Source organism: Allobosea vaviloviae (genome assembly GCF_001298265.1).
In the GTDB taxonomy this organism is placed as follows: Bacteria; Pseudomonadota; Alphaproteobacteria; order Rhizobiales; family Beijerinckiaceae; genus Allobosea; species Allobosea vaviloviae_B.
Map to the genome: position 1 here is coordinate 41,213 of NZ_LGSZ01000020.1, position 20,741 is coordinate 61,953.

The 20,741-nt window shown below is 67.8% G+C and carries 14 protein-coding genes; 9 read left to right on the forward strand and 5 right to left on the reverse strand.

All coding sequences use genetic code 11. The annotated features are described in order from the left end of the window. The 5 genes from AE618_RS29020 to AE618_RS03725 all read right to left on the reverse strand — a co-directional run bounded on the left by AE618_RS29020 (nt 1) and on the right by AE618_RS03725 (nt 11,728). Entirely contained in the window at nt 1-2,340 is a 2,340-nt protein-coding gene (locus tag AE618_RS29020; RefSeq protein ID WP_054207710.1) for an OmpA family protein, read from the reverse strand. A 388-nt stretch (nt 2,341-2,728) separates the two neighbouring features. After that, nucleotides 2,729-4,105: a porin gene (locus AE618_RS03710; protein WP_054207711.1), complete on the reverse strand. Its 1,377-nt coding sequence runs from the start codon at nt 4,103-4,105 to the stop codon at nt 2,729-2,731. 412 nt (nt 4,106-4,517) lie between these two features. Continuing rightward, nucleotides 4,518-8,852 carry a translocation/assembly module TamB domain-containing protein gene (locus AE618_RS03715; RefSeq protein ID WP_054207712.1) on the reverse strand — a complete coding sequence of 1,445 codons (4,335 nt, stop codon included), beginning with the start codon at nt 8,850-8,852 and terminating at the stop codon, nt 4,518-4,520. Further along, nucleotides 8,852-10,861 carry an autotransporter assembly complex protein TamA gene (locus AE618_RS03720; protein WP_054207713.1) on the reverse strand — a complete coding sequence of 670 codons (2,010 nt, stop codon included), beginning with the start codon at nt 10,859-10,861 and terminating at the stop codon, nt 8,852-8,854. The genes AE618_RS03715 and AE618_RS03720 overlap by 1 nt, the downstream gene beginning before the upstream one ends. Nucleotides 10,862-10,975: 114 nt before the next feature. Continuing rightward, nucleotides 10,976-11,728 carry a hypothetical protein gene (locus tag AE618_RS03725; protein ID WP_054207714.1) on the reverse strand — a complete coding sequence of 251 codons (753 nt, stop codon included), beginning with the start codon at nt 11,726-11,728 and terminating at the stop codon, nt 10,976-10,978. A gap of 184 nt (nt 11,729-11,912) precedes the next feature. On the opposite strand from AE618_RS03725, the gene AE618_RS28395 reads away from it, so the two are divergent. From AE618_RS28395 to AE618_RS03770, 9 genes are all read left to right on the forward strand, one after another. After that, nucleotides 11,913-12,410 carry a DUF4142 domain-containing protein gene (locus AE618_RS28395; RefSeq protein WP_054207715.1) on the forward strand — a complete coding sequence of 166 codons (498 nt, stop codon included), beginning with the start codon at nt 11,913-11,915 and terminating at the stop codon, nt 12,408-12,410. A 103-nt stretch (nt 12,411-12,513) separates the two neighbouring features. Then, nucleotides 12,514-13,419 (forward strand): LysR family transcriptional regulator, encoded by a 906-nt coding sequence (locus AE618_RS03735; protein WP_054207716.1) that lies wholly within the window; start codon nt 12,514-12,516, stop codon nt 13,417-13,419. Nucleotides 13,420-13,588: 169 nt separating this feature from the next. After that, nucleotides 13,589-14,566: a hypothetical protein gene (locus AE618_RS03740; protein WP_156330085.1), complete on the forward strand. Its 978-nt coding sequence runs from the start codon at nt 13,589-13,591 to the stop codon at nt 14,564-14,566. Between the two features lie 276 nt (nt 14,567-14,842). Then, on the forward strand, nt 14,843-15,727 hold the full coding sequence (locus AE618_RS03745) for a shikimate dehydrogenase (RefSeq protein ID WP_054207718.1): 885 nt from the start codon (nt 14,843-14,845) through the stop codon (nt 15,725-15,727). 104 nt (nt 15,728-15,831) lie between these two features. Continuing rightward, entirely contained in the window at nt 15,832-16,968 is a 1,137-nt protein-coding gene (locus tag AE618_RS03750; RefSeq protein WP_054207719.1) for an ABC transporter substrate-binding protein, read from the forward strand. Nucleotides 16,969-17,134: 166 nt separating this feature from the next. Further along, nucleotides 17,135-18,013: a branched-chain amino acid ABC transporter permease gene (locus AE618_RS03755; RefSeq protein ID WP_054207720.1), complete on the forward strand. Its 879-nt coding sequence runs from the start codon at nt 17,135-17,137 to the stop codon at nt 18,011-18,013. Then, nucleotides 18,010-19,044 carry a branched-chain amino acid ABC transporter permease gene (locus AE618_RS03760; RefSeq protein ID WP_082364974.1) on the forward strand — a complete coding sequence of 345 codons (1,035 nt, stop codon included), beginning with the start codon at nt 18,010-18,012 and terminating at the stop codon, nt 19,042-19,044. The genes AE618_RS03755 and AE618_RS03760 overlap by 4 nt, the downstream gene beginning before the upstream one ends. Beyond that, nucleotides 19,041-19,784, forward strand: a complete 744-nt coding sequence (locus AE618_RS03765) for an ABC transporter ATP-binding protein (RefSeq protein WP_054207721.1) — start codon at nt 19,041-19,043, stop codon at nt 19,782-19,784. The genes AE618_RS03760 and AE618_RS03765 overlap by 4 nt, the downstream gene beginning before the upstream one ends. Before the next feature lie 102 nt (nt 19,785-19,886). Continuing rightward, nucleotides 19,887-20,624: an ABC transporter ATP-binding protein gene (locus tag AE618_RS03770; protein ID WP_054207722.1), complete on the forward strand. Its 738-nt coding sequence runs from the start codon at nt 19,887-19,889 to the stop codon at nt 20,622-20,624. Nucleotides 20,625-20,741 lie beyond the last annotated feature (117 nt).

A 20,741-nucleotide genomic window follows, 5' to 3' on the forward strand; every position in this document is an offset into this window, starting at 1 on the left:
CTACCTTGCCACGGTGAACTGGACGCGCCGGTTCATTGGCTTCGCCTCCGGGGAGCCATGTGGCACCAGCGGCCGTTCGACGCCGAAGCCGCGCGTCTCGAGCCGGGCCGGATCGATGCCGCGCCGGACCAGTTCGTCGCGCACGCGCAAGGCGCGGCGGGCGGAGAGGTCGAGATTGTTGAAGCCACCGCGTTCGCCGTCGCTGTTGGCATGGCCCTCGATCGTGATGCGCGCGTCGGGACATTGCTTGAGAATGGCCGACGCCTCGCCGATCACCCGCTCCGTCGCCGGGTCGAGCGTGACGACGGTCGTCCCCTGCGCGAACAGCACGGTGTTGCGCTTGGTCAGCGCGTCGAGATCGTTCTGGCAGGTTGCCGGCGGATCGACGACGCAGCCGGTCTGGCGCAGCCCAATCGCCGCATCGGCGCGATAGCCCGACGGCAGGCCCGACGACGCGCTGGTCTCGACCTCGCTGCGGATCAGTTCGCGGCAGGTCAGGCCCCGGAGGGTGACGAGGCCTTCCGCAACCGAGGCGGTGCCGAAATCGAGGCGCAGCAGATTGGTCGCCGCCATCCGTGCGGCTGCAGCAAAGCCTGCGGGAGCGCCGGGAACCATCTGCGTCTCGTCGGCGACCTTGCCTTTGAGGGGGGAGGCTTCCACGAGCGCGAGCAGCGCCTCGCGGATTTGCGCGTCGGGGATGGAGCCGGTCAAGGTGATGCCGGTCCGGTCGGCGGCGAGAGACAGGACATAGGGCCGAAGTGCGACCACGGCCGCCCCGTCGCCACGGAAGGTCAGTCCGGCCGGCAGCGGCTGGCGGCGCAGGGCGGCATCGAGATCGCGCCAGGCCTGGCCGTCGCCGACCTCGCCGGACAGCGCGAGTTCGGTCCCCATAAGCGTGACCGAGCCCCGCTTCAGCTTGCCGAGCAGTTCGAGCGCAAAGCCTGTCGCCTCGCCGTAGTCCGGCTCGGCGCGCAGATCAGACTTCAGGTTCATTTCGTCGGTCACGGCGCCTGATGGGACGAGACGACGCGCCTGCTCCAGGAGCGCTGCGCGGGCGGGCTCGTCGCGAACCATCCCCTTGAGCGTCAGTCCGTCCTCCCCGATCGCCGCACTCCAGGCCAGGGACGCGGCGGGCGGTGGCGGCGGTGGTGGTGGTGGTGGCGCGGGAGGCTGCGGCACGCTTGCGTCGACAGGCGGTGCGGGCGGCGGGGCGACCACGGGAAGTTCGGACGGCAGGAAGCGCGGCTCGGGGACGTCCGGCAGCGGCGGCATCAGGCTTTCGACCGGCGGCGGAGGCGGCGGAGGCTCCGGCGGGCAGGCTATCGACGCCTGGGCAACCGAGTCAGGACCATCTCCCTGCGCGATCTGCAGCCGCAGAGCCTGACAGGCCTGGAAAGTGGCTGGGCCCTCGCCCGTGAGCGCATAGGCGTCACCCGTCAGATCCGCACGGCCCTGCCGCAGACGGGCGAGATCGGCGATGGCGCGCGTGACCTTCTCAAGAAAAGCCGCCGGCGCACCCGCGGCCGGTTTCAGAGCGTCCTCGATGCTGATCGGACCGGGAAAGGCGCGCCGGAGCAAAGCGAGGACCTGCTGGCGTGCGGCCTCGGACGGATAGAATCCATTCAAGCGGAGCAGGTCCGCCGTCGGATGATCGATGCTCAGGCGATAGGGCGTCACCACCGGGGGCTCGAGGGCGCAAGGCACAGCCTGGAAGCCGTCGCGCGCGAGCGCTGTCATGGCGGCCCGCAAGGCGACGAAATCATCGGGCGTGGAGGCCGTGCCTTCGATACAGAAGCGTGCGTCATCGACGGCAATCTTGCCGCTGGACAGTCTGGGCAGCAGTGCGAGAGCCTCCTGCGTCATCGCCTGGAAACCCGAAGGCGCGCCAAAGGCCAGGCGCTGGCGATCATCGACGCGAACGCCCGGAAGGGCTTTGCCGGCCGCCGCGACATTGGCGATGGCACTGGCTTCGTCCGGCACGAAACCGCTCAGGGCGACGAGATTGTCCTCGCGGCTCGCCTGCCAGCTATAGGGGCGCTGGGCGACCACCTGCGACAGACCGCCGAGCGCCCGGCGGATGCCGAACTCGGAGCGCAGCCGCGCAATGGCCCGCGCCGCGCCGTCGGCCGAGAGTGACTCGCCTGATATCGTGACGTCGCGCCCATCGACCCGAGCTGCGATCGGACGCGCGCCAGGGGCCTCGCCGGCCACTGAGGCCGCGGCTGCGACGGCACGGCGCCCGACATCTCGCTCGATCGCCTCGCCCAGGAACAGGTTACCGGCGCCCCAGAGCAGCGCCAGCGGCACCAGCCCCCAAAGCCAACGTCCCGGCTGCGACATGCCGACTCCCTTCCAAGGCCCGACCGGCTCGTCCCTCGCGGGCGCCGTTACAGCTTCGCCCGAAACCAAAAAGTAATGCGGTTTCAGGCCCTTCAACGCTGCCGTTCATGAATGCGCACAATTCGCTGCCAGCGGCTCCCCAAGGCGAGGCGCACCATTGCGATATGTGTCGGAAACAAGACGGCGCCATCTAAAAGGCGCTTCGCAGGCCGGCTGTCAACTGGCACGGCCTTCCCCGCCGCGCAGATCACGGGCCTTTCACCACGCAACGTCCGCCCGCCGCCCATTCGATCCGCGCCGACGTTGTCACCTGCACGCAGAGGCAGTCCACACAAGCAAAAAGCCCCGGGTTTCCCCGGGGCTTTCCGATCAAATCGCTTGAAGGCGATCAGAAGTCGCGCTGGATGCGCAGACGGCCAGCAATGGCGTCGTCCGACTTGACCAGGCGGCCACCGGCGGCCAGACCCAGGCGAGCGCCAGCGTTGTTGGCCTGCAGAACGGCCTGCTTCAGCTCGGTGCGGGTGTAGACAACCTCAACACCGATATCGAGACCCGAAACCGGCGACCAGATCAGGTTACCAGCAACGATCAGCTCCTTGGGATCGAGCGGACGCGCAACCACACCGGGAACAGCCTGAGCAGCCAGCGTGTAGCCGAGGCTCAGCTCAGAGTACGAACCGTAGATCTCGGTGCGCAGCTGCGGGGTCCAGAAGTGCTTCAGGGCCGCAACGATCGACCAGCCGGTCGCCGACTTGGTGTTGCCGAGCGCGTTCACGCCGTAGTCGGCAACGGCGAGCTGGCTGCCAGCAACCGAGGTCGTCTGACGACCGGCGCCGAACTGACCACCCCAGCCGAGATAGCCGAGAGCGCCGTCAGCATAGGCAGCCTGCAGGAACAGCTGATCGCCAGCCGCAAGCATCGGCAGGTTGATCTTCACGCCACCCTGGATCGCGAAACCGGTCTCATCCTTCGAACGATTGAAGAGCGGGCCGGTGTTGGAGATGTTGCGCTGGGTGAGAGCACCCGACAGCTGGGCCGAACCCCAACCCTGATCGACGCGGAGCGAAGCGACGACATCCGGGAAGTCCTGACCGAGGGTCGTGGAAACCGCAGCCGGGCTGACAACGCCGTTTTCACGGGTGCCGGTGCCGGTGTTGCGATCTTCGAGCGAGACCGTGGCCGAGAAGCCCGAACCGAAGGTGGCGGTATAGGCCAGCAGGTTCAGACGGGCGTCAGCCGTACGCACGGTCGAGTAGCCGAAGTCGTTGGCGTAGAAGTCGAAGAACGACTGCGCGCGACCAGCGGTGATCGGGCCGAACTGGATAAAGGCCAGGTCGAGGTTCGAGGCGGTGCCGGAAGCCAGATTACGACCGGTGCCCGGAGCGATGATGCCCTGGTTGCCGTTGGTCGTGCCGGAGTAGAAGCCCGACGAAACGGTCAGCTCGTAGCGGAAGAAGGTACGCAGCGTGCCGTAGGCGGTCGCGGTGCGGGCGTCGACGTTCAAGCGACCACGCGAGCGGGTGCCGTAAGCGTCCTGGCCTTCGCCGTAACGGGTGCCGACAGTGTACTCGGCGCGAACACGGCCACCAACGCGGAGGCAGGTGTCGGTGCCGGGGATGTAGAAGAAGCCAGCGCCGTAAGCAGAGCAGACGCGGACGTATTCAACGGGGGCTGCCTTCCGCGAGGGAAGATCGGCAGCGTGAGCCCCGGCGACCGCGGCGATGCCGGCGGCGGAACCGAGGAGGAGGCTCTTAACGAGCTTCATTGGTAACCTCCAAATGAGTTTCGAGACCCTCGGGTTTCGGCCTGTTCTGCTGGTGATTGGCCCCAGGAGACCCAACCACCGAACCTGCCTATTCCCGGCCTTTCGCCCGCGTCCCTGACCATTCAGAGGCGAAGACGAAAAACAGCGACCGGGAACGTCCCGACGCAGGACAACCATTACGAATGCCGGGGTGCCGATCAACCTTCATCACGCTGCGAACGGCCCCTGGGGGGTGCTTTGGACCCTGGTGTTGCAGGCAAGTCACGCTTTGACCGCCGAAATTTACGGACCGTTAACCGCGTGACGTCCGACAGCCTTGTTTCGAGCCGTTCCAGAGCAGAATCGAGAGGTGCGGCTGTTCGGTCGGCGCCAACACGGCCGGATTTGATTCTCGGGCGATCGGCGCAGCCGCTCAGTATTCCCACTCTGCGCCGACACCGACCGAGGCGCTGCCATCGGCGCCGGTCTCGGCCTGGACCTTGACCCGGCGCGTCACGTCGATGTTGACGGAGACGCCGCTGTCCTCCGGCCTGGCGCCGGCCTTGATGCCGACCGAGACGTTGTCGCCGATATAGCGCGACACCCCGACGGTCGGGCCACCGGCGCCGACCTGGATGTCGAGATTGTCGACGCCGAGCGATTTGCGCAGGCGCTCGAACGAATCGTCGCCGCCCCCGCCGGCGAATTGCGCCGCCGTCTGCGCCAGTTGCAGCGCCTGGAAGGGCGACAGCGAACCCGAAGCCCGCGCGAAGAGCAGGCGCGAGAGCACCTCGTCCTGCGGCAGATCGGGATTCGAGGTGAAGGCGAAGGACGGCTGGTCGGCCGGGCCGGTGACGATGACGCGCGCCGTGACATCCGATGCGCGGGTCTCGGCGACGAAATCCAGTTCCGGGATCGTGCCGCCGGTGAAGGTCAGGCGGCCGCGGCTGAAGTCGAGACGCTGGCTCAGCACGCTGAGCCGGCCGCGCCGCAGCTCGAAGCCGCCATTGAGCGCCGGGGCCGCCAGGGTTCCGGCGACCCGCAGCTCGCCGCCGAGTTCGGCGTCGATGCCCCGGCCGCGGACGAAGACCCGATTCGGGGCGGAGACCGTGAGCGCGAGCACCGCATCGAAGACCGGCGCCGGGCGGCCACCGCGCGTCGCTTGGCGCGCCTGCCGCTTTTGCGCCGCGAGGCGGGCTGCGGCCGTGCCTGTCGGCCTGATATGCTTGATGCCGTCGACCGGACGCAACGAGGCCGGCAGGCGGTCGGGCACCGCGACATCGAGCGAGAGCACATCGACGCGCCCGCTCAGGCGCGGGCGCTGCGACAGCGGCCCCGAGATCTCCAAGCCGAGATTGGCGACGGCGGTGACGATGCCGCTCGACAGCAATTGCGCGCGGTTGCCGGTGATGCGGATCGCGCCCGGGAAGCCGGCGGCCGGATCGAGCGAGAGCCGCCCGCTCGCGGAGAGGGTTCCGCCATTGGGCGTCTGGGCGCTGGCGCGCTCGATCACGAGGTTCTCGCCTGTGGCCGCGACGCGCGCCTCGACGGCGGTGAGGCGGACACCCTGGAGCGCGTCGGTGAAGCTGCCGCCGGAGAGGGTGGCCGATCCGCTGAGGCGCGGCGTTGCGAGCGCGCCGGCAGCGCGCATGTCGAGCGCGACCGCGCCAGTGACCCGCCTGCCCTGCGCACCGATCAGCGGATTGACCAGGCCGGCGTCGAGCCGCCCCTGAGCAGCCAGGTCGAGTGCGCCCGCCGCGTCGAGCGGCGCGGTGCCGCGAATGGTCAGGCTGGCGCCACGGCCGGCGCTCACGGTGGCGTTGACGCTGGTCTCGTCGCCCTTGAAGGCGCCCTCGCCTGCGATCTCGATCGGCGGCAGGCCGGCCTGGCGGGTCTCCGGCGTCACCAGGCGGGCGATGCGGAGGTTCCAGGGGCCCGTCAGCGCGTCCGGCGTGCCTGTTACTTTCGCCTGCGCGTTCAGCGTTCCCGCGAGGTCGAGCCCCGGCGCGACGATGCGGGCGGCCGAGAGCGGAATGTCGCGGGCCGTCAGGTTGAGGTCCAGCGTCTCGCCGGCACGGCCGTCCAGCGTCAGCCGGCCATTGTCGATCGCAACGGCCAGACCGGCGATCTCGATGCCGGCGGCGGGAAAGGCGAAGGTCGCGGGATTGGCGAGCGCGATGCGGCGGCCGTCGCGGCGGGCCTCGAAGGCGGCGAGTTCGAGCTTCAGCGGCTCGCCCGGCACGAGCCGGCCGGCACCGTTGAGGGCAAAGCCGCGCGCAGCGGCGCTCAGCGTGAAGGCGCTGGCCTCGGGGGCGCCTTTCGAATCGAAGCGGATCGCGCTGATCGCCTCGCCCGCCACGGATGCGCGGTCGATGGCGAGGGCGGCGTCGAGGCTCGGCCTTCCATAGATGTCGGTCGCGTCGGCCTTGGCGTCGAGCTTGTCGATCGAGATGGAAGGGCCTGCGAGTTTGCTGCCCTTGGCCGTCAGACCGAGGTTCTGCCGGCCTTCGACGACGGCAAGGGTGATGTCGGCATCGAGCTGGCCGCCGAGCTTGGTCAGCGCCAGCGCCGAGAGATCGTCGAGATTGCGGGCCGCCAGGGTCAGCCGGCCGGCGGCGCGGCTGGCGGGGTCGAGCGTCAGCGCGCCGTTCAGCCGGACCGAGCCGATGGCGAGTTCGAGAGCGGACAGGTTCCAGCCGTCGCCGGGGGCGCGCGCAAGCGCTATCGTCCCGGTGGCAGGCTTCGAATCGATCTCGCCATTCAGTGTCAGGCGGGAGTCGAGCGCGCCCTGGAGGTCGCGAATGACGGCGTCGATGGCGAGGCGCGGGATCGGGCGGGCGAGCGCGGTGGCATTGGCGATCGCGATACGCGCGGTGGCGTCGAGCTTGTCTCGGGGGCCTGTGATCTGCGCCGTGACATCGCCACGGCCCGACAAACGCGGGTCGGCGCGCTTCAGATCCGGCAAGGCGAGTGCGAGCTTGAGATCGGAGGCCTGGCGGCCGATACCGCCATCAGCGGTGACGGTGGCGTGCTGGCCGGCCACACGCAGGCCGGCCACGCTGAGGTCTCCCGCGAGGGACCGGACCTGCCCGGCGAGGGTGAGGTTGCCGGCGAGCAGGCGGTCCAGCACGGCATCGCCGGTGGCGAGCCTGTCGCCGCGTCCCGTCAGCGTCGCGCCGTAATCGGCGAGGCGCGGCGTCGCATCGATCTGCGCGCCGATCTCGGCGCGACCGCCGAGCGGGCGCCCGGCCAGGCCGCTGAGGCGGGCCAGATCCGGCAGCACGGCCTGGAGGCGGCCCAGCACGCGGGCGTTGCCGGCCTTGCCCTTATAGTCCAGTTCGACGCCGGACATGGCCAGCCGCAGCGTCTCGAAATCGGCGGTGCCGTCATCCTGGCCGATGCCGCGCAGGGAGAAGCTGACGCGCTCGCCGACGGCGCGGGCGAGCGCGCGGTCGGTCAGCGCGATGCCGGAGGCCTCGCCATCGGCCGTCAGGGTGATGCGGGTGCCGGGCTCGCCGATGATGCCGGTCGGCGTGGCGTTGAAGGTCATCCCGAGCCTGGCGAAGCGGCCGCTCGGCAGCCTGGCATCCTGCGCGTCGAGCGTCGCAACGACGGTCGGACCCGCCACCGGGCCTTTTAGGGTCGCCTCGAAAGCGAGCTTGCCGATCTCGGTGCCCGACGCGACGGTCTTGCCCTCGGCATTGGGGCGCGCAGCGGCTGTGACGCGCAAATCGAGTTGCTTGTCGGCGGTGTAGCGCCCGAGCACGTCGAGCCGTGCCAGCGCCGAGACCAGCGCCATGTTGCGGATGTCGATGTCGCCGCCATCGGCGAAGCCGACCGAGCCGTCCAGCCGGGTCGAGCCGGCGAAGACCGGCGCGACGGGCGCCGGCATCAATCCCTCGATGCGGGCATCGAGCGCGAGATTGAGCTGGCGCTCGGTGCCGCTGCGGTCGAGGCGGGCATCGCCGCGCGCGCCGATGGTGGGGCCGGCGTTGAAGATCAGGGTCGAGCCGAAGGAATCGAGCGGTCCGTCGCCGCCGAGATCGAGCGTGACCGGCGGTTCACCGGGCAAGCCGACGACCTTGGAGATCAGGCCGCCGGCCGGTTCGTCGAGCTTGACCGCGAGCTGCAGCCGCGTCGTGTCGGGCACGAAGGCGATGTTGACGTCGAACTGGCCCGGCGAATCGAGCCGGCGCGCAGCCAGTTTCAAGTCGAGGCCCTCGCTGGGCGGCCCCAGCGATGCCGAGCCGGTGGCGCCCAGGCGCACGGGCACGCCGAGCACGGGCTCGCCCAGCACGAGTTCATTGAGCTGGAAGGCACGGACGATCACTTTCAGCGGCAGTTCGGGCAGGATCGGCTCGTTGCTCGGCGGCGCGGCGCCGGCAGGCGGCGGCGCCTGACGACGAAGCACTTCCAGCTTGCCGATTTCGAGACGGTCGATGTCGAGCCGGCGCAACAGGAGCGCGCTGCGCGTCCAGATCAGGCGGGCGCGATCGAGCCTGAGCCAGGGGCCGTCACGGTCCGACAGGACGATGTCGCGGATCTCGACATCCGACGAGAGCGCGCCGTTGACCTCCCCGATCGAGACCTGGCTGGTGTCGCTCGACAGGGCCTTGGAGATCAGGTCGGCGACGACGCCGCGATCGGTCTGGGCGTTCTGGGCGAAGCCGCCGAAGGGCGCGAGGGCGAGGAAGCCGGCGATGAGCAGCGTCGCGACGAGCGCGAGGCGCGGCAGGTTGAAGCGCGGGAGAGCAAAACGATACCGCATCAGAAGGCCTGCCCGATGCTGACATAGAGCGCGACCGGCTTGTCGCCCTTGCGCGGATTGAGCGGGGCGGCGACGTCGACCCTGATCGGGCCGATCGCCGTGTAGTAGCGCAGGCCAAGACCCGCTGCCATTTGCAGCCGCTGCTTGAAGTCCGGCAGGCTGCCCTCGAACGCCGTGCCGGCGTCGAAGAAGGGCACGAGGCCGATGGTGTCGGTGACCTTGATGCGGGCCTCGACCGAGCCCTCGAACAGGCTGCGTCCGCCGGTCAGCCGGCCGAGCGGGCCCAGCGGTGAGAGCGTGCGGTAGGCATAGCCGCGCACCGAGCCGCCGCCGCCGGCATAGAAGCGCCGGGTCGATGGCACCTCGTCGAGATCGGCCCCGGAAATCGAGCCCAGCCCGACGCGCCCGGCCAGGACATAGCGCGCGTCCTCGTCGAGCGCGTAATAGGCCGAGAACGCGGCCTTGCTCTGGACGAGCCCGACGGTGGAACCGAGGAAGGTCGGATAAGGCGTGACCGAAGCGCTGGCGCGGAAGCCCCGCGTCGCGTCGAGCAGGCTGTCGGTGGAGTCGTATTTCACCGAGAGCGGGACGCCGACGAGGGTGTAGTCGACCTGTCCGAGCACGTCGCTGGTCTGGCCCTTCTCGACCTCGAGGCCGGCCGAGATCGAGAATGTATCGCTGAAGCGCCGCTGAATCGCGGTGGTGACGTTGCCATAGCGGGCGGTGTAGCCGCCATAGCGGTTGGTGCCGACGCGCTGGCGCGTGGCGACGCCGTCCAGCAGCCAGTCGTAGCGGCTGCCGCCGAGCGCTGGCTTCAGGAAGCTGAAGGAAAAGCGGCCACCGAGATCCGAACGCTCGAAATCGCCGATGTCCTTGATCTTGGTGCCGTCGATGCGCGGCGCCAGGAAGATATCGCCTTCGAGGCGCAGGCGTTCAGCCCCGCCGAACAGATTGCGATGCTCCCAATAGGTCTTCACCGCAGGCCCATCGATGGTCGAGTAGCGCGCCGAGAAGCCGATCAGGCGCTTGGGTCGCTCGGTCACCTCGACGAAGATCGGCAGGTTGCCGGCGGCGTCGAGCTTGTCGTCCTCGCGAATGCGCACCGAGGCGATGGCGGGGATCGTCGCGATCGATTTGCGGGTGTCGGTCAGCGCCTTTGGCGAATAGGGGTCGCCCGGTTCGAGATAGATGAAGGAGCGCACGACGGCCGGCGGGATGTCGGCGGTGTCGCCGATGCTGATGTCGCCGAAGCCCGCCACCGGGCCGGGCTCGACGACATAGGTCACGTCCATGATCCGCGCCGCGTGGTCCACGACGGGGCGCAACTCGACGACCTTCGCGAGCGGGCGTGACTGGGCGCGCAGGTTGTCGACGAGTGCAGCCTGCGCCGCCCGCAACGCCGAGGCCGTCGCGGGGTCGCCTGGTTTCAAGCGCGTGACCTTTTCGGGGTTCGCGATGGCGGGCGCGCCGGTAATGCCGCGCTCGCTGACGGCGACGTTACGAAGGCCGAAGACCGGCCCAGGGGCGACGCGAACGGCAATCGGCACGGCATCGCGATTGCGATGGGCTTCGAGCGCGCGGATCAGCGACGCATCGGGCTCGGCGCCGACCTTCAGCGTCGCGCCATCGACGACGATCGCGACCTCGGCGTTGAAATAGCCTTGCGACCAGAGCGCATCGACGAGCGGGTTGAGATCGACAGCCATGCGGCGTGCCAGCGTCTCGCCATCGGGCGGCGCGTCCTGGCGCAGGCGATAAAGCAGGGACGCGTCCTGCAGCGTTCGCGTCAACGCCTTTGCGTCATCCGCCTGGCCGAGGTCGAATTCGAGGCGATAGGGCAGCGCCGCCGCACTGGCGGCCGGCGGTTCGTCCTTCTTGGTGAACAGCCCGAAGACATCCAGCGAGGACAGATCGAAGGCGTGCGCAGGCCGCGCCTGCATGCCCAGGAGCGTGGCGAGCGCATAACCGCTCAGCGCAGCAGCGCCGCTCGCCCTCCGACAAAACCGCATCCGACCTCCAAGCAACCCCCCACACCGCAACAACGCCGTCTCGCCGATGTTCCCCGCCCTACCCTACCAAGACGTGCCGCGCTGGGGCAAACCCGACGAATTTGACCGGCTTGGCTAACGAAGTGTTAGCGATACCGAACCGAGCGGGCTGAGCTTCGTCACGATCTCGCCCTTGCCCGGCGAGAGCACGCCGCCGCAGAGGCTGCCCGTGGTGACGATCTGGCCGGCGCGAAGGCCGCCCATCAGCTCGTTCTTGCGATTCGCCCAGGCAAGGAAGGGCGTCATCGGATCGCCGTTGCCGTGCACCGCCGGCTGATCGTAGATGGTGACGCCGTTGAGCGATATGAAACAGCCGAGCCCGGTGAGATCGTCCAGCACCTTCATGTCGAGTTCCTGGCCGAGATAGTAGCCGCCATGGCCGAGCGCGTCGGCGAGCCACAAGGCGAAGGGCACGCCCTGCCAGTTGGCCAGCCGGCTCTCGACGATCTCGATGCCGAGATAGGCCTTGTCGCAATGAGCCAGCAGCTCGGCCCGCGAATAGGGCTGGTTGGGACGCATCGGCACGTCCTTGGCCAGTCGCAGCGCGATCTCGATCTCGACGCGCAGCTCGGCGCCGATCGCGCCGTCATAGACATCGCCCGGCGCCAGCCAGGGCCCCGGCATCAGGCCTGCGACCGGCGTTCCGTCCTCGGCGATGGCGACCTTCCAGCCGGCCTGCGCATGGCCGAGCGTCTTGGCGATGTCGGCCTGGATCGCCAGCCCATCGAGGAAAGAGCCCGGCACCGGCTGCTCGGCCATCTCGATCAGGCTCTTGTCGCGGCGGGTTGCGACCAGCGCATCGCGCAGGGTCTCGTGGGTGGTCGGCATGGCGTCTCGTCCCTGTCCTCGTCATCCCGGCCTGGCCGGTGTTCGCCGCGCACCCTGCACGAGCCGCGCCCGCGAGGCCACCCCCCCGCCGCGGCGATGGCGAGCCACGGCCCGACGGAACCGCTTCGGCGCAGCGGGGTTGTTCTCCCCATCAGCCAATGTTCCGAAAAGGCAGCACGCCGCGATGAAACGGCTTCTCCCGATCATGACGGCCACCCTGCTCTGGGCGATGGGCGCCGTCGCCCAAACCCCGATGCCGCCGCAGGATTTCGTGCACAAAGCGACGGTCTCGACCATGTTTGCGGTCGAATCGGCGACGCTGGCGCTGCACAAGACGGTCTCGCCCGAGATCAAGAGTTTCGCCCACCGCCTCGCCAACGATCGCGGGACCACCGGCAGCAGCCTGCGGCAGATCATCGCCAAGCGCTCGGACATCGCGCTGCCGGAGCGCCCCGACGGCCCGCAGCTCGATCTGCTGCGCGATCTTGCCGACTTGCAGGGCCCGGAGTTCGACCGCGCCTATGTGCTCGCCCAGCGCGCCGCGCAGGAGGAGAGCCTCGCGGTGGTATCAGCCTATGCCGAGACCGGGTCCGACCCCGAACTCAAGGCCTTCGCCGAGAAGACGCTGCCGATCCTGCAGAAGCTGGACGCCGAGGCGAAGGCGCTGCCCAAGCCTGAATAGTCGCAGCCGGTCTCACGGCCCCTCCTCTGCGTCTGCTTGACAGCCGGGCGCCGCTCCCCTCCGCTCAGCGTCAAAAGAACGCTCAGGGGGGGAAGGGAGGACAATGCTCACCTTGCGGCAGATCGAGGTGATCCGCGCCATCATGATCACCGGCACGATCAGCGGTGCGGCCAAGCTGCTCGCGGTCTCGGCGCCGGGCATCAGCCGGCTGATGAAGCATACCGAGAAGACGCTGCGGCTGAAGCTGTTTGAGCGGCGGCACGGCCGCTATGTGCCGACGCCGGAAGCCAACGACATCTTCGAGCAGATCAACGGCGTCTACAAGAAGGTCGACGACCTCCACTACACGCTGGCGCGGATCGAGCGCGGCGGCGGCATCGAACTGCGCATCGGTTCGGTGCCGAGCATCTGTCATGTCATGGTACCGCGCGCGATCGAAAGGCTGAAGCGCAAGCACCCCGATCTCAGGCTCGACATCAACATCCTCAAGATCGAGGAGGCGATCGACTATCTCCTGCTCGGCAAGGGCGAGATCGCGGCGATGAGCTACAAGCTCGACCATCCCGGCATCGATTTCGTGCCGCTGTCGATGGGCGAACTTCGCTGCATCGTTCCGGACGGTCATGAGCTGGCCGGACGCACGATCATCTCAGCCGCCGAGATCGTGCGCCATCCGCTGATCGGCATCGACCCCAACGACCCCTATGGCCGGATCATGGCCGAGATCTTCAGCCGCCAGGGCCTCGCCTACGACATCGTCATCAAGGCGCGCTTCGGCACGACCGTCTGCTCGCTGGTGCGGGCCGGGCTCGGCATCGCGGTCATCGACCAGTTCACGGTGGCGCATGGCTCGATGCAGGGCATCACGACGATCCCGATCGCCGAGCCGACGCAGTTCCAGACCTATGTCGCGATCAAGAACGACAAGGCGCCCTCGCTCTATGCCGAGACCTTCGTGACGCTGCTGCGGCAGGAGATGGATATGGTGGTGAGGGCCAGGCCGGGATAGCAGCCTCACCTTTCTGCGCGAGCGTCGCCGGGCAGCGGAGACCATCATCCTCCGGGCTCGCCTGCGCTTCAGCCAGCGGTGGTTCCTCAGCCAAACGAATGATGTGGCATGCCCGCTCGATGCCATATCCCTAGCTGATCTCATGGGGTCGGCGGCGACGGGGAATCCGATGGCAGACAGGGTGACGATCGACGGGCCGGTCGGACTCCGCTTCCGAAAGCAGAACGTCAAGAACAACGCCAGCGATCAGGGCAAGGTCATCCAGCTGCTGGCAAAGATCCCAAAGGCGCAGGGGGGCAAGAGCGAGGAGTGGCGGGTGCCGCCGTTGTCGGGACCCAACGGCAATTGCCCGCAATTCGTTGCCGATGCCATCTGGGATTTTCAGCTGTTCTGGAAGGGCAAGGGCCATTTCCAGCACATCGACGGCGTGGTCGACCCGGACAAGAACACGCTCGCTCAACTGAACATGCTGGCCCTGGGCACGACACCACCGAAGCCCCCGCCCGGCCCCTCCACGCCGTTCGTGGCGCCGTTGAAGCAGAACCCGATGATCATTCTCGACGGCGCCAGGGCGGTCGAGCGCACGACACCGATCCACCCGGCCGAATGGGTGCGCAGGACACAGGAAACCTTCGACATCCTTTGCGGCAATGCCCTCGGCAGGCAGATCGTGATGGGGCGGCGCAGGCGCGTCTTCGTGGAGCCCTATCGATTCGACGATCTCAATGCGCACTCCTCATCGACAGCCGCCTTCCAGTCCGTCCTGTTCACGCCCCACAACTTCGACAGTTCGCAGAGCAAACCCGGCTGTCGGGCCGACGAGATTCTGCTGCATGAGTTGATCCATCTCGCGGAAAACAACTACGCAGCTTATGGCGATGTCACGGGCATTCGCCTCGAATATGCACGATCGGACTTCCTGACCGTCATCGGAACCAACATCTATTCGTCGATCCTGGGACGCGGCCTCAGGGCCGACCACAACGAATACAAATTCATGCCATCGCCTTTCGATGCCGACCCCAGCCAGCACGCCACGGCCTTCCACGACAATTACGGCTTGGTCCACAAATTCCAACGGGGGATGTTCGACCTGTTCAAGATCCAGCCGGCGGCCTGGAATCCCTTCAAGTTCCACACGCCCTGAGCCGGGGGCGCAGCGTTCGAGCCGCGAACCGCGACCAGTCGGCTCGCGCGAGACAGCCGCTCCCCAAACGGCCCTTCAGTCAGTCCAGGTCGGCCACCGTATCTCGTCCGGCCATGATCGACCGACGAGGCTGATGACCCCGAATGTCGTGGCCGAGAAAATAACATCAGGTTAGGCAGCACGTCCAAATTGGTTATCGCGTTAGCGGGCGCCGTCGGCTTATCTGCATGCTGCAACGCCTGCCGGAAGACGGGCGAGCGCAACAGGGACGAGACCATGCCGGGCTTTCCGATCGCCAACCGGACGAAGCGCGTGCTGCTGGGCCTGATCGGTACGCCGATCGCGCATTCGGCGGCACCGGCGATGCATGAAGCAGCGGCGCGGGCCGCCGGTTTCGACCTGCACTACCACCTGATGGACGTGGCAGCAGCCGGTCGCGCCGACCTCGTGGCAATGCTCGACGGCATCCGCCGGATGGGCTTCTCCGGCATCAACGTGACCTTTCCCTACAAGGAAGCGGTCGTGCCTCTGCTGGACGCGTTGTCGCCGGAGGCCGCCGCCATGGGCGCGGTCAACACGGTCGTGGCGCGAGACGGCACGCTGACCGGCCACAACACGGATGCGACCGGCTTTGCCACCGCCTATCGCGCATTGGGGCGCGATGATGGCGACGCCCCCGTCGCGATCATCGGCACGGGTGGCGTCGGCAAGGCGATCGGCTTTGCGCTGGCAGGCAGCGGCGTGCGCCATCTCAAGCTGTTCGACAGCGACCGTGCCAAGGCGCAGGCGCTGGCGAGCCAGATCGGCGAGCGGGCGCAGGTGCAGATTTCGGCCAGCGTCGAGGAGGCGGTGTCGGGTGCAGCCGGCATCGTCAACGGCACGCCGATCGGCATGCTGCCCAACCGCGACAGCCCCGTGCCTGCCGATCTCATCCGAAAGTCTCATTGGGTTGCGGACGCGGTCTATCATCCGCTCTGGACTCCGCTGCTCAAAGCCGCGCAGAAGGCCGGCGCCATGGTGATGACGGGACGCGAGCTCAGCATCAACCAGGCCGTGGATGCCTTTGCGCTGTTCACCGGGGTACAGCCCCCGGCCGGCGTGATCGCCGATGCCTTCGACAAAGCCTTGGCCGCGCAGGAGGCGAGCCACCGAGCAGCCTGAGACCACCACGACCCACGACCAAGACCCAAGACCAAGACCCAAGACAACGACCCGCGACAGTCGGGCGGACAAGAACGCCAAAGAAAACCCTGGAGGAGACACCCATGAAGACTGACTGGATCATTGCCGCCGCGCTGAGCGCGGGCCTCTCTCTGCCCGCTCTGGCGCAGGACAAGGTCAAGCTCGTCGACGTCGTCGAGTTGTCCGGCGCCGGCGCCACGGCCGGCACCAACTGGAAGAACGGCATCGACCTCGCCGTCGCCGACATCAATGCCAAGGGCGGCATTCTCGGCAAGCAGATCGAGATCACCCATTACGACACGCAGACCAACCCCGGAAACACCCGCGCCGCCGTGCAGCGCGCCATCGACGAGGGCACCTATGCCGTCCTCGGTCCGGTCTTCTCCGGCCCGATCGGCGCCTCCATGCAGATCGCCCAGCGCGCCGAGATCGCGCAGCTCGTCGGCGGCGAAGCGGCCGGCCTGACCAAGCAGGGCAACCCCTACATCTTCCGCACCTCGCTCAGCCAGAGCGCGGCGATGCCCAAGATCGCCAAATACCTCAAGGACACGGTGAAAGCCGGTTCGGTCGCGGTGGTTTGGGTCAACAACGATTTCGGCAAGGGCGGTCGCGACGCGATCATCCCCGAGCTGGAGAAGGCCGGCATCAAGGTCGCGGCCGACATCGCCACCGAGCAGGGCCAGGCCGATTTCGCCGCCGACGCGATCAAGATCAAGAACGCCAATGCCGACGCCGTTTTCGTCTATCTGAACGAGGAGGAGAGCGCCCGCTTCCTGCGCGCCGCCAAGCAGCAGGGCATCACCAAGCCGATGGTCGGCGAGACCACGCTGCTCGGCGCCAAGGTGATCGAGCTTGCGGGCGAGGCCGCCAACGGCGTCAAGGGCCATGTCGGCCTGTCGATCGACGCGCCGATCCCGGCCTTCCAGGAGTTCGGCAAGAAGTTCCAGGCGAAGTACAACTACGCGTCCGACCATAACGGCCTGAAGGGCTACATGGCCGTCTATATGATCAAATGGGCGACCGAGAAGCAGAAGAAATTCGACAAGAAGGGCGTCGCCGACACGCTGCGCGGCGCGACGATCAAGCCCTCCGAGGAGCCGGGCATCCTGATCGAGACCACGATCGAACAGAATGGCGACCTCGACCGCGAGAGCTTCCTCGCCGAAGTGCAGAACGGCAAGCAGGTGATCACGGCGACGCTGCCGAAGATCAAGCCGTAAGCAGCAATCACGCTTCGCCGTCATTGCGAGCGTAGCGAAGCAATCCAGAGCCGCGTGCTCTGCGTCCTCCTGGATTGCTTCGTCGCTTTGCTCCTTGCAATGACGGTTTTCGTCCTGAGATGGTCGGGTCAAGCCCGACCATGACGCCCCATCGCGAGGCACCCCCATGGCCGAATTCATCGCCTATCTCATCGCCGGCATTGCCACGGGCGCGATCTATGCGCTGGCTGCGATCGGCTTCACGCTGGTCTGGCAGACCTCGCAGACGATCAACTTCGCCCAGGGCGAGTTCGTCATGCTGCCGGCCGTGCTGGTGCTGCTCGCGATCAAGCTCTTCGGCGCGCCGGTCTGGCTGGGCGCGCTGATCGGCATCGCCGCCTTCATCCTGATCTTCGGCGTCGGCTTCAAGCTCACCGTGGTCGATCCGATGATCCGGCATGGCGTGCTGCCGCTCGCCATCGCCACCATGGCGCTCTCCATCATCATGAAGGAAGGCGCCAAGGACGGCTTCTCGGCCGAGGCGCAGAACTTCCCCTCCTTCGTGCCGACGCAGACGATCGAGGTCTTCGGTGCGGCGATCTCGCTGCAGCATCTGGCGATCATCGCCTGCGCCTTCGCGGTCATCGGCCTGCTGCAATGGTTCGTCGGCGGCACGCGGCTCGGCCGGCAGATGCAGGCGACCGCGCAGAACCCCACCGTGGCGCGCATCCTCGGCATCCCGGTCGAGCGGATGGTGCTTTTGACCTTCGTGATCAACGCCGCGCTGGCCGTCGTCGCCTCCGTGCTGATCTCGCCGATCTATCTGGCGAAGTTCTCCAATGGCGAGGTGATCGGGCTGTTTGCTTTCATCGCGGCGATCGTCGGCGGCTTCAATCAGGTCCGCGGCGCGCTGGTCGGCGGGCTCGTCGTCGGCATCGTCGATTCGATGGCCGCGGCCTACATCTCGAGCCAGTACCGCCTGGCCGTGCCGCTGGTGCTGCTCGTCGTGATCATCCTGCTCAAGCCCGAGGGTCTGATGGGCCGCAAAGAGGAGCGCCGCGTATGACCGTGCAAGCGACCCGGCCCGACGCGGGCGACCGCCTCTCCTCCTCCCCTCGCCTCACGAGGCTGCCGCTCGGCGGCACCTTCGACGGCGCCTTCCTGACGCTGCTGGCGGGCGCCGTGATCCTCTGGTTCGCGCCGGTCGGCATGGGCCGTTACGGCACCTATGTGCTCTCGCTCTGGCTGGTGATGAGCATCGCCGTGATGGGGCTCAACCTGACGCTGGGCTATGCCGGGCTGAAGTCGCTGGCGCAGGCGGCCTTCATGGGCCTGGGCGCCTACACCACCGCGATCCTGACGACGAAATACGGCGTCTCCTGGTATGCCGCCTTCGGGCTGTCGGGCTTGCTCACCTTCGCGGTCGGCATCGTGCTCGGCTTCCCGGCGCTGCGGGTGAAGGCGCATTACCTCGCCTTCGTGACGCTGGCCTTCTCGACGCTGATCTGGCTCGTTTTGCGCAACGAGCAGTGGCTGACCGGCGGCGTCTTCGGCATCTCCAACATCAACCGGCCCGACTTCTTCGGCATCAAGCTGTTCGGCGCGCTGGAATTCCACCGCTTCGTCGTGGTGGTGACGCTCATCCTGGCGGTTGCGCTGTGGTGGCTGATCCGCTCGCCCTGGGGCCGCGCCTTCACGGCGCTGCGCGAGAACCCGATCCGCGCCGCGAGCCTGGGCATCGACACCCGCGCCTACACCCTGCTCGCCTTCGCCATCGGCTCCGCCTATGCGGGTTTTGCGGGGGCGCTCTATGCGCCGCTGGTCGAGTTCATCGACCCCTCGCCGTTTTCGCTGTCGCAGAGTTTCTTCCTGCTGCTGATGGTGGTGGCGGGTGGCTCGGGCTATCTGCTCGGGCCGTTCGTCGGGGCGCTGCTCGGCGTCGTCCTGCCGGAATGGCTGCGCTTCGCCGGCTCGCTCTACCTGATCATCTTCGCGGCCATCGTCATGCTGCTGCTGATCGCCTGCCCACAAGGGGTGAGCGGGCTGATGGAGCGCGGCTGGGCGAAGCTCACCGGCAAGCGGGGAGACGGCCGATGAGCACGGTTCTGGAAGTCGACAACCTCCACAAGGCGTTCGGCGGCATCAAGGCCGTCAACGGCGTGTCGTTTTCGGTCAAGGAGGGCGAGATCCTCGGCATCATCGGCCCCAATGGCTGCGGCAAGTCGACCCTGTTCAACTGCATCCTCGGCCAGTTGGAGCCGACGGAAGGGAGCGTGAAGCTGGATGGCCGCGAGGTCACCAATCTGCGCCCCTCCGAGCTGAACCGGCTCGGCGTCAGCCGCACCTTCCAGCTGCTGCAGGTCTTCCCCGAGCTATCGGTGCGCGAGAACCTGATCCTCGCCGGCCAGGAGCATGAGGGCACGATGCTGTCGCGCCTGTTCGGGGCGCGGGATGCGGGGCTGACCGAGAAAGCCGAGCAGATGATCGGCTTCTTCAAGCTCGGCCATCTCGCGGACGCCAAGGCGGGCGGGCTCTCCTACGGCCAGCAAAAGCTGCTCGACGCGGCGATGGCCTTCATGGCCGGGCCGCGCCTCGTGCTGCTCGACGAGCCGGCCGGTGGCGTCAACCTCACCATGCTGGGCGACCTCAAGGAGCGACTGCGGGCGATCAACGCCGAGCAGGGCGCGACCTTCGTCGTCATCGAGCACAACATGGATTTCGTGATGAGCCTGTGCTCGCGCGTGATCGTGCTGGCTGAAGGGCGGGTGCTGGCGGAGGGCACGCCGGCCGAGGTCAGGGCCAATCCGGCCGTGATCGACGCGTATCTGGGGCACTAACATCCGTCATGCTCGGGCTCGACCCGAGCATCTCCTGCAAGAGATTCTCGGGTCTGCGCTGCGCTCCGCCCGAGAATGACGCGGAAGGGAATGGAGACCGGAATGACCACCCCCATCCTCGAACTCGACGGCGTGGTCGGCGGCTATGGCGCCATGACCATCCTGAACGGCACGACGTTCAAGGTGCCGCGCGCCGCCATCACCACCGTCATCGGCCCCAATGGCGCCGGCAAATCGACCGTGTTCAAGGCGATCTTCGGCCTGCTCAAGGTGCGCGAGGGCGCGATCCGGCTGGAGGGCACCGAGATCACCAACTGGAGCCAGCGCAAGCTGCTGGAGGCCGGCATCTGCTATGTGCCGCAGGGGCGCAACATCTTCCCCGAGCTGTCGGTGCGCCACAATCTCGAGCTCGGCGCGGTGGCGGCGGGCGCCCATATCACCGACATGCCCCGGCGGATCGAGGCGGCGCTCGACCGTTTCCCGGCGCTGCGGGCCAAGGCCGATGTCCAGGCCTCGACGCTGTCGGGCGGGCAGCAGAAGCAGCTCGAGATCGTTCGCGGGCTCCTGCTCGATCCCAAGCTGGTGCTGATCGACGAGCCCTCGATCGGGCTCTCGCCGATGCTGGTCCAGGAGACCTTCGCGATCCTGATGGAACTGCGCGCCAAGGGCGTCACCATCCTGATGATCGAGCAGAACGCCCGCTCTGCGCTGGAGATCTCCGACGAGGGTCTCGTGCTCGAGCTCGGCCAGACTCGGATGCAGGGGCCGGCTGCCGAGATCCTCGCCGATCCGCGGGTGGCGCAGCTGTTCCTGGGTGGCGCGCTGACGGAGGCGGCCTGATGGCCGGCTGCCGGGTGACGCCCCGCCAACCCCTGGCTCTTTTACACATCTCCCGCTGCCGACGACGCCAGAAGGGGGGAGCGCGGGCTGGCGCGAGCGCGTGCAGAGGGCGCGACC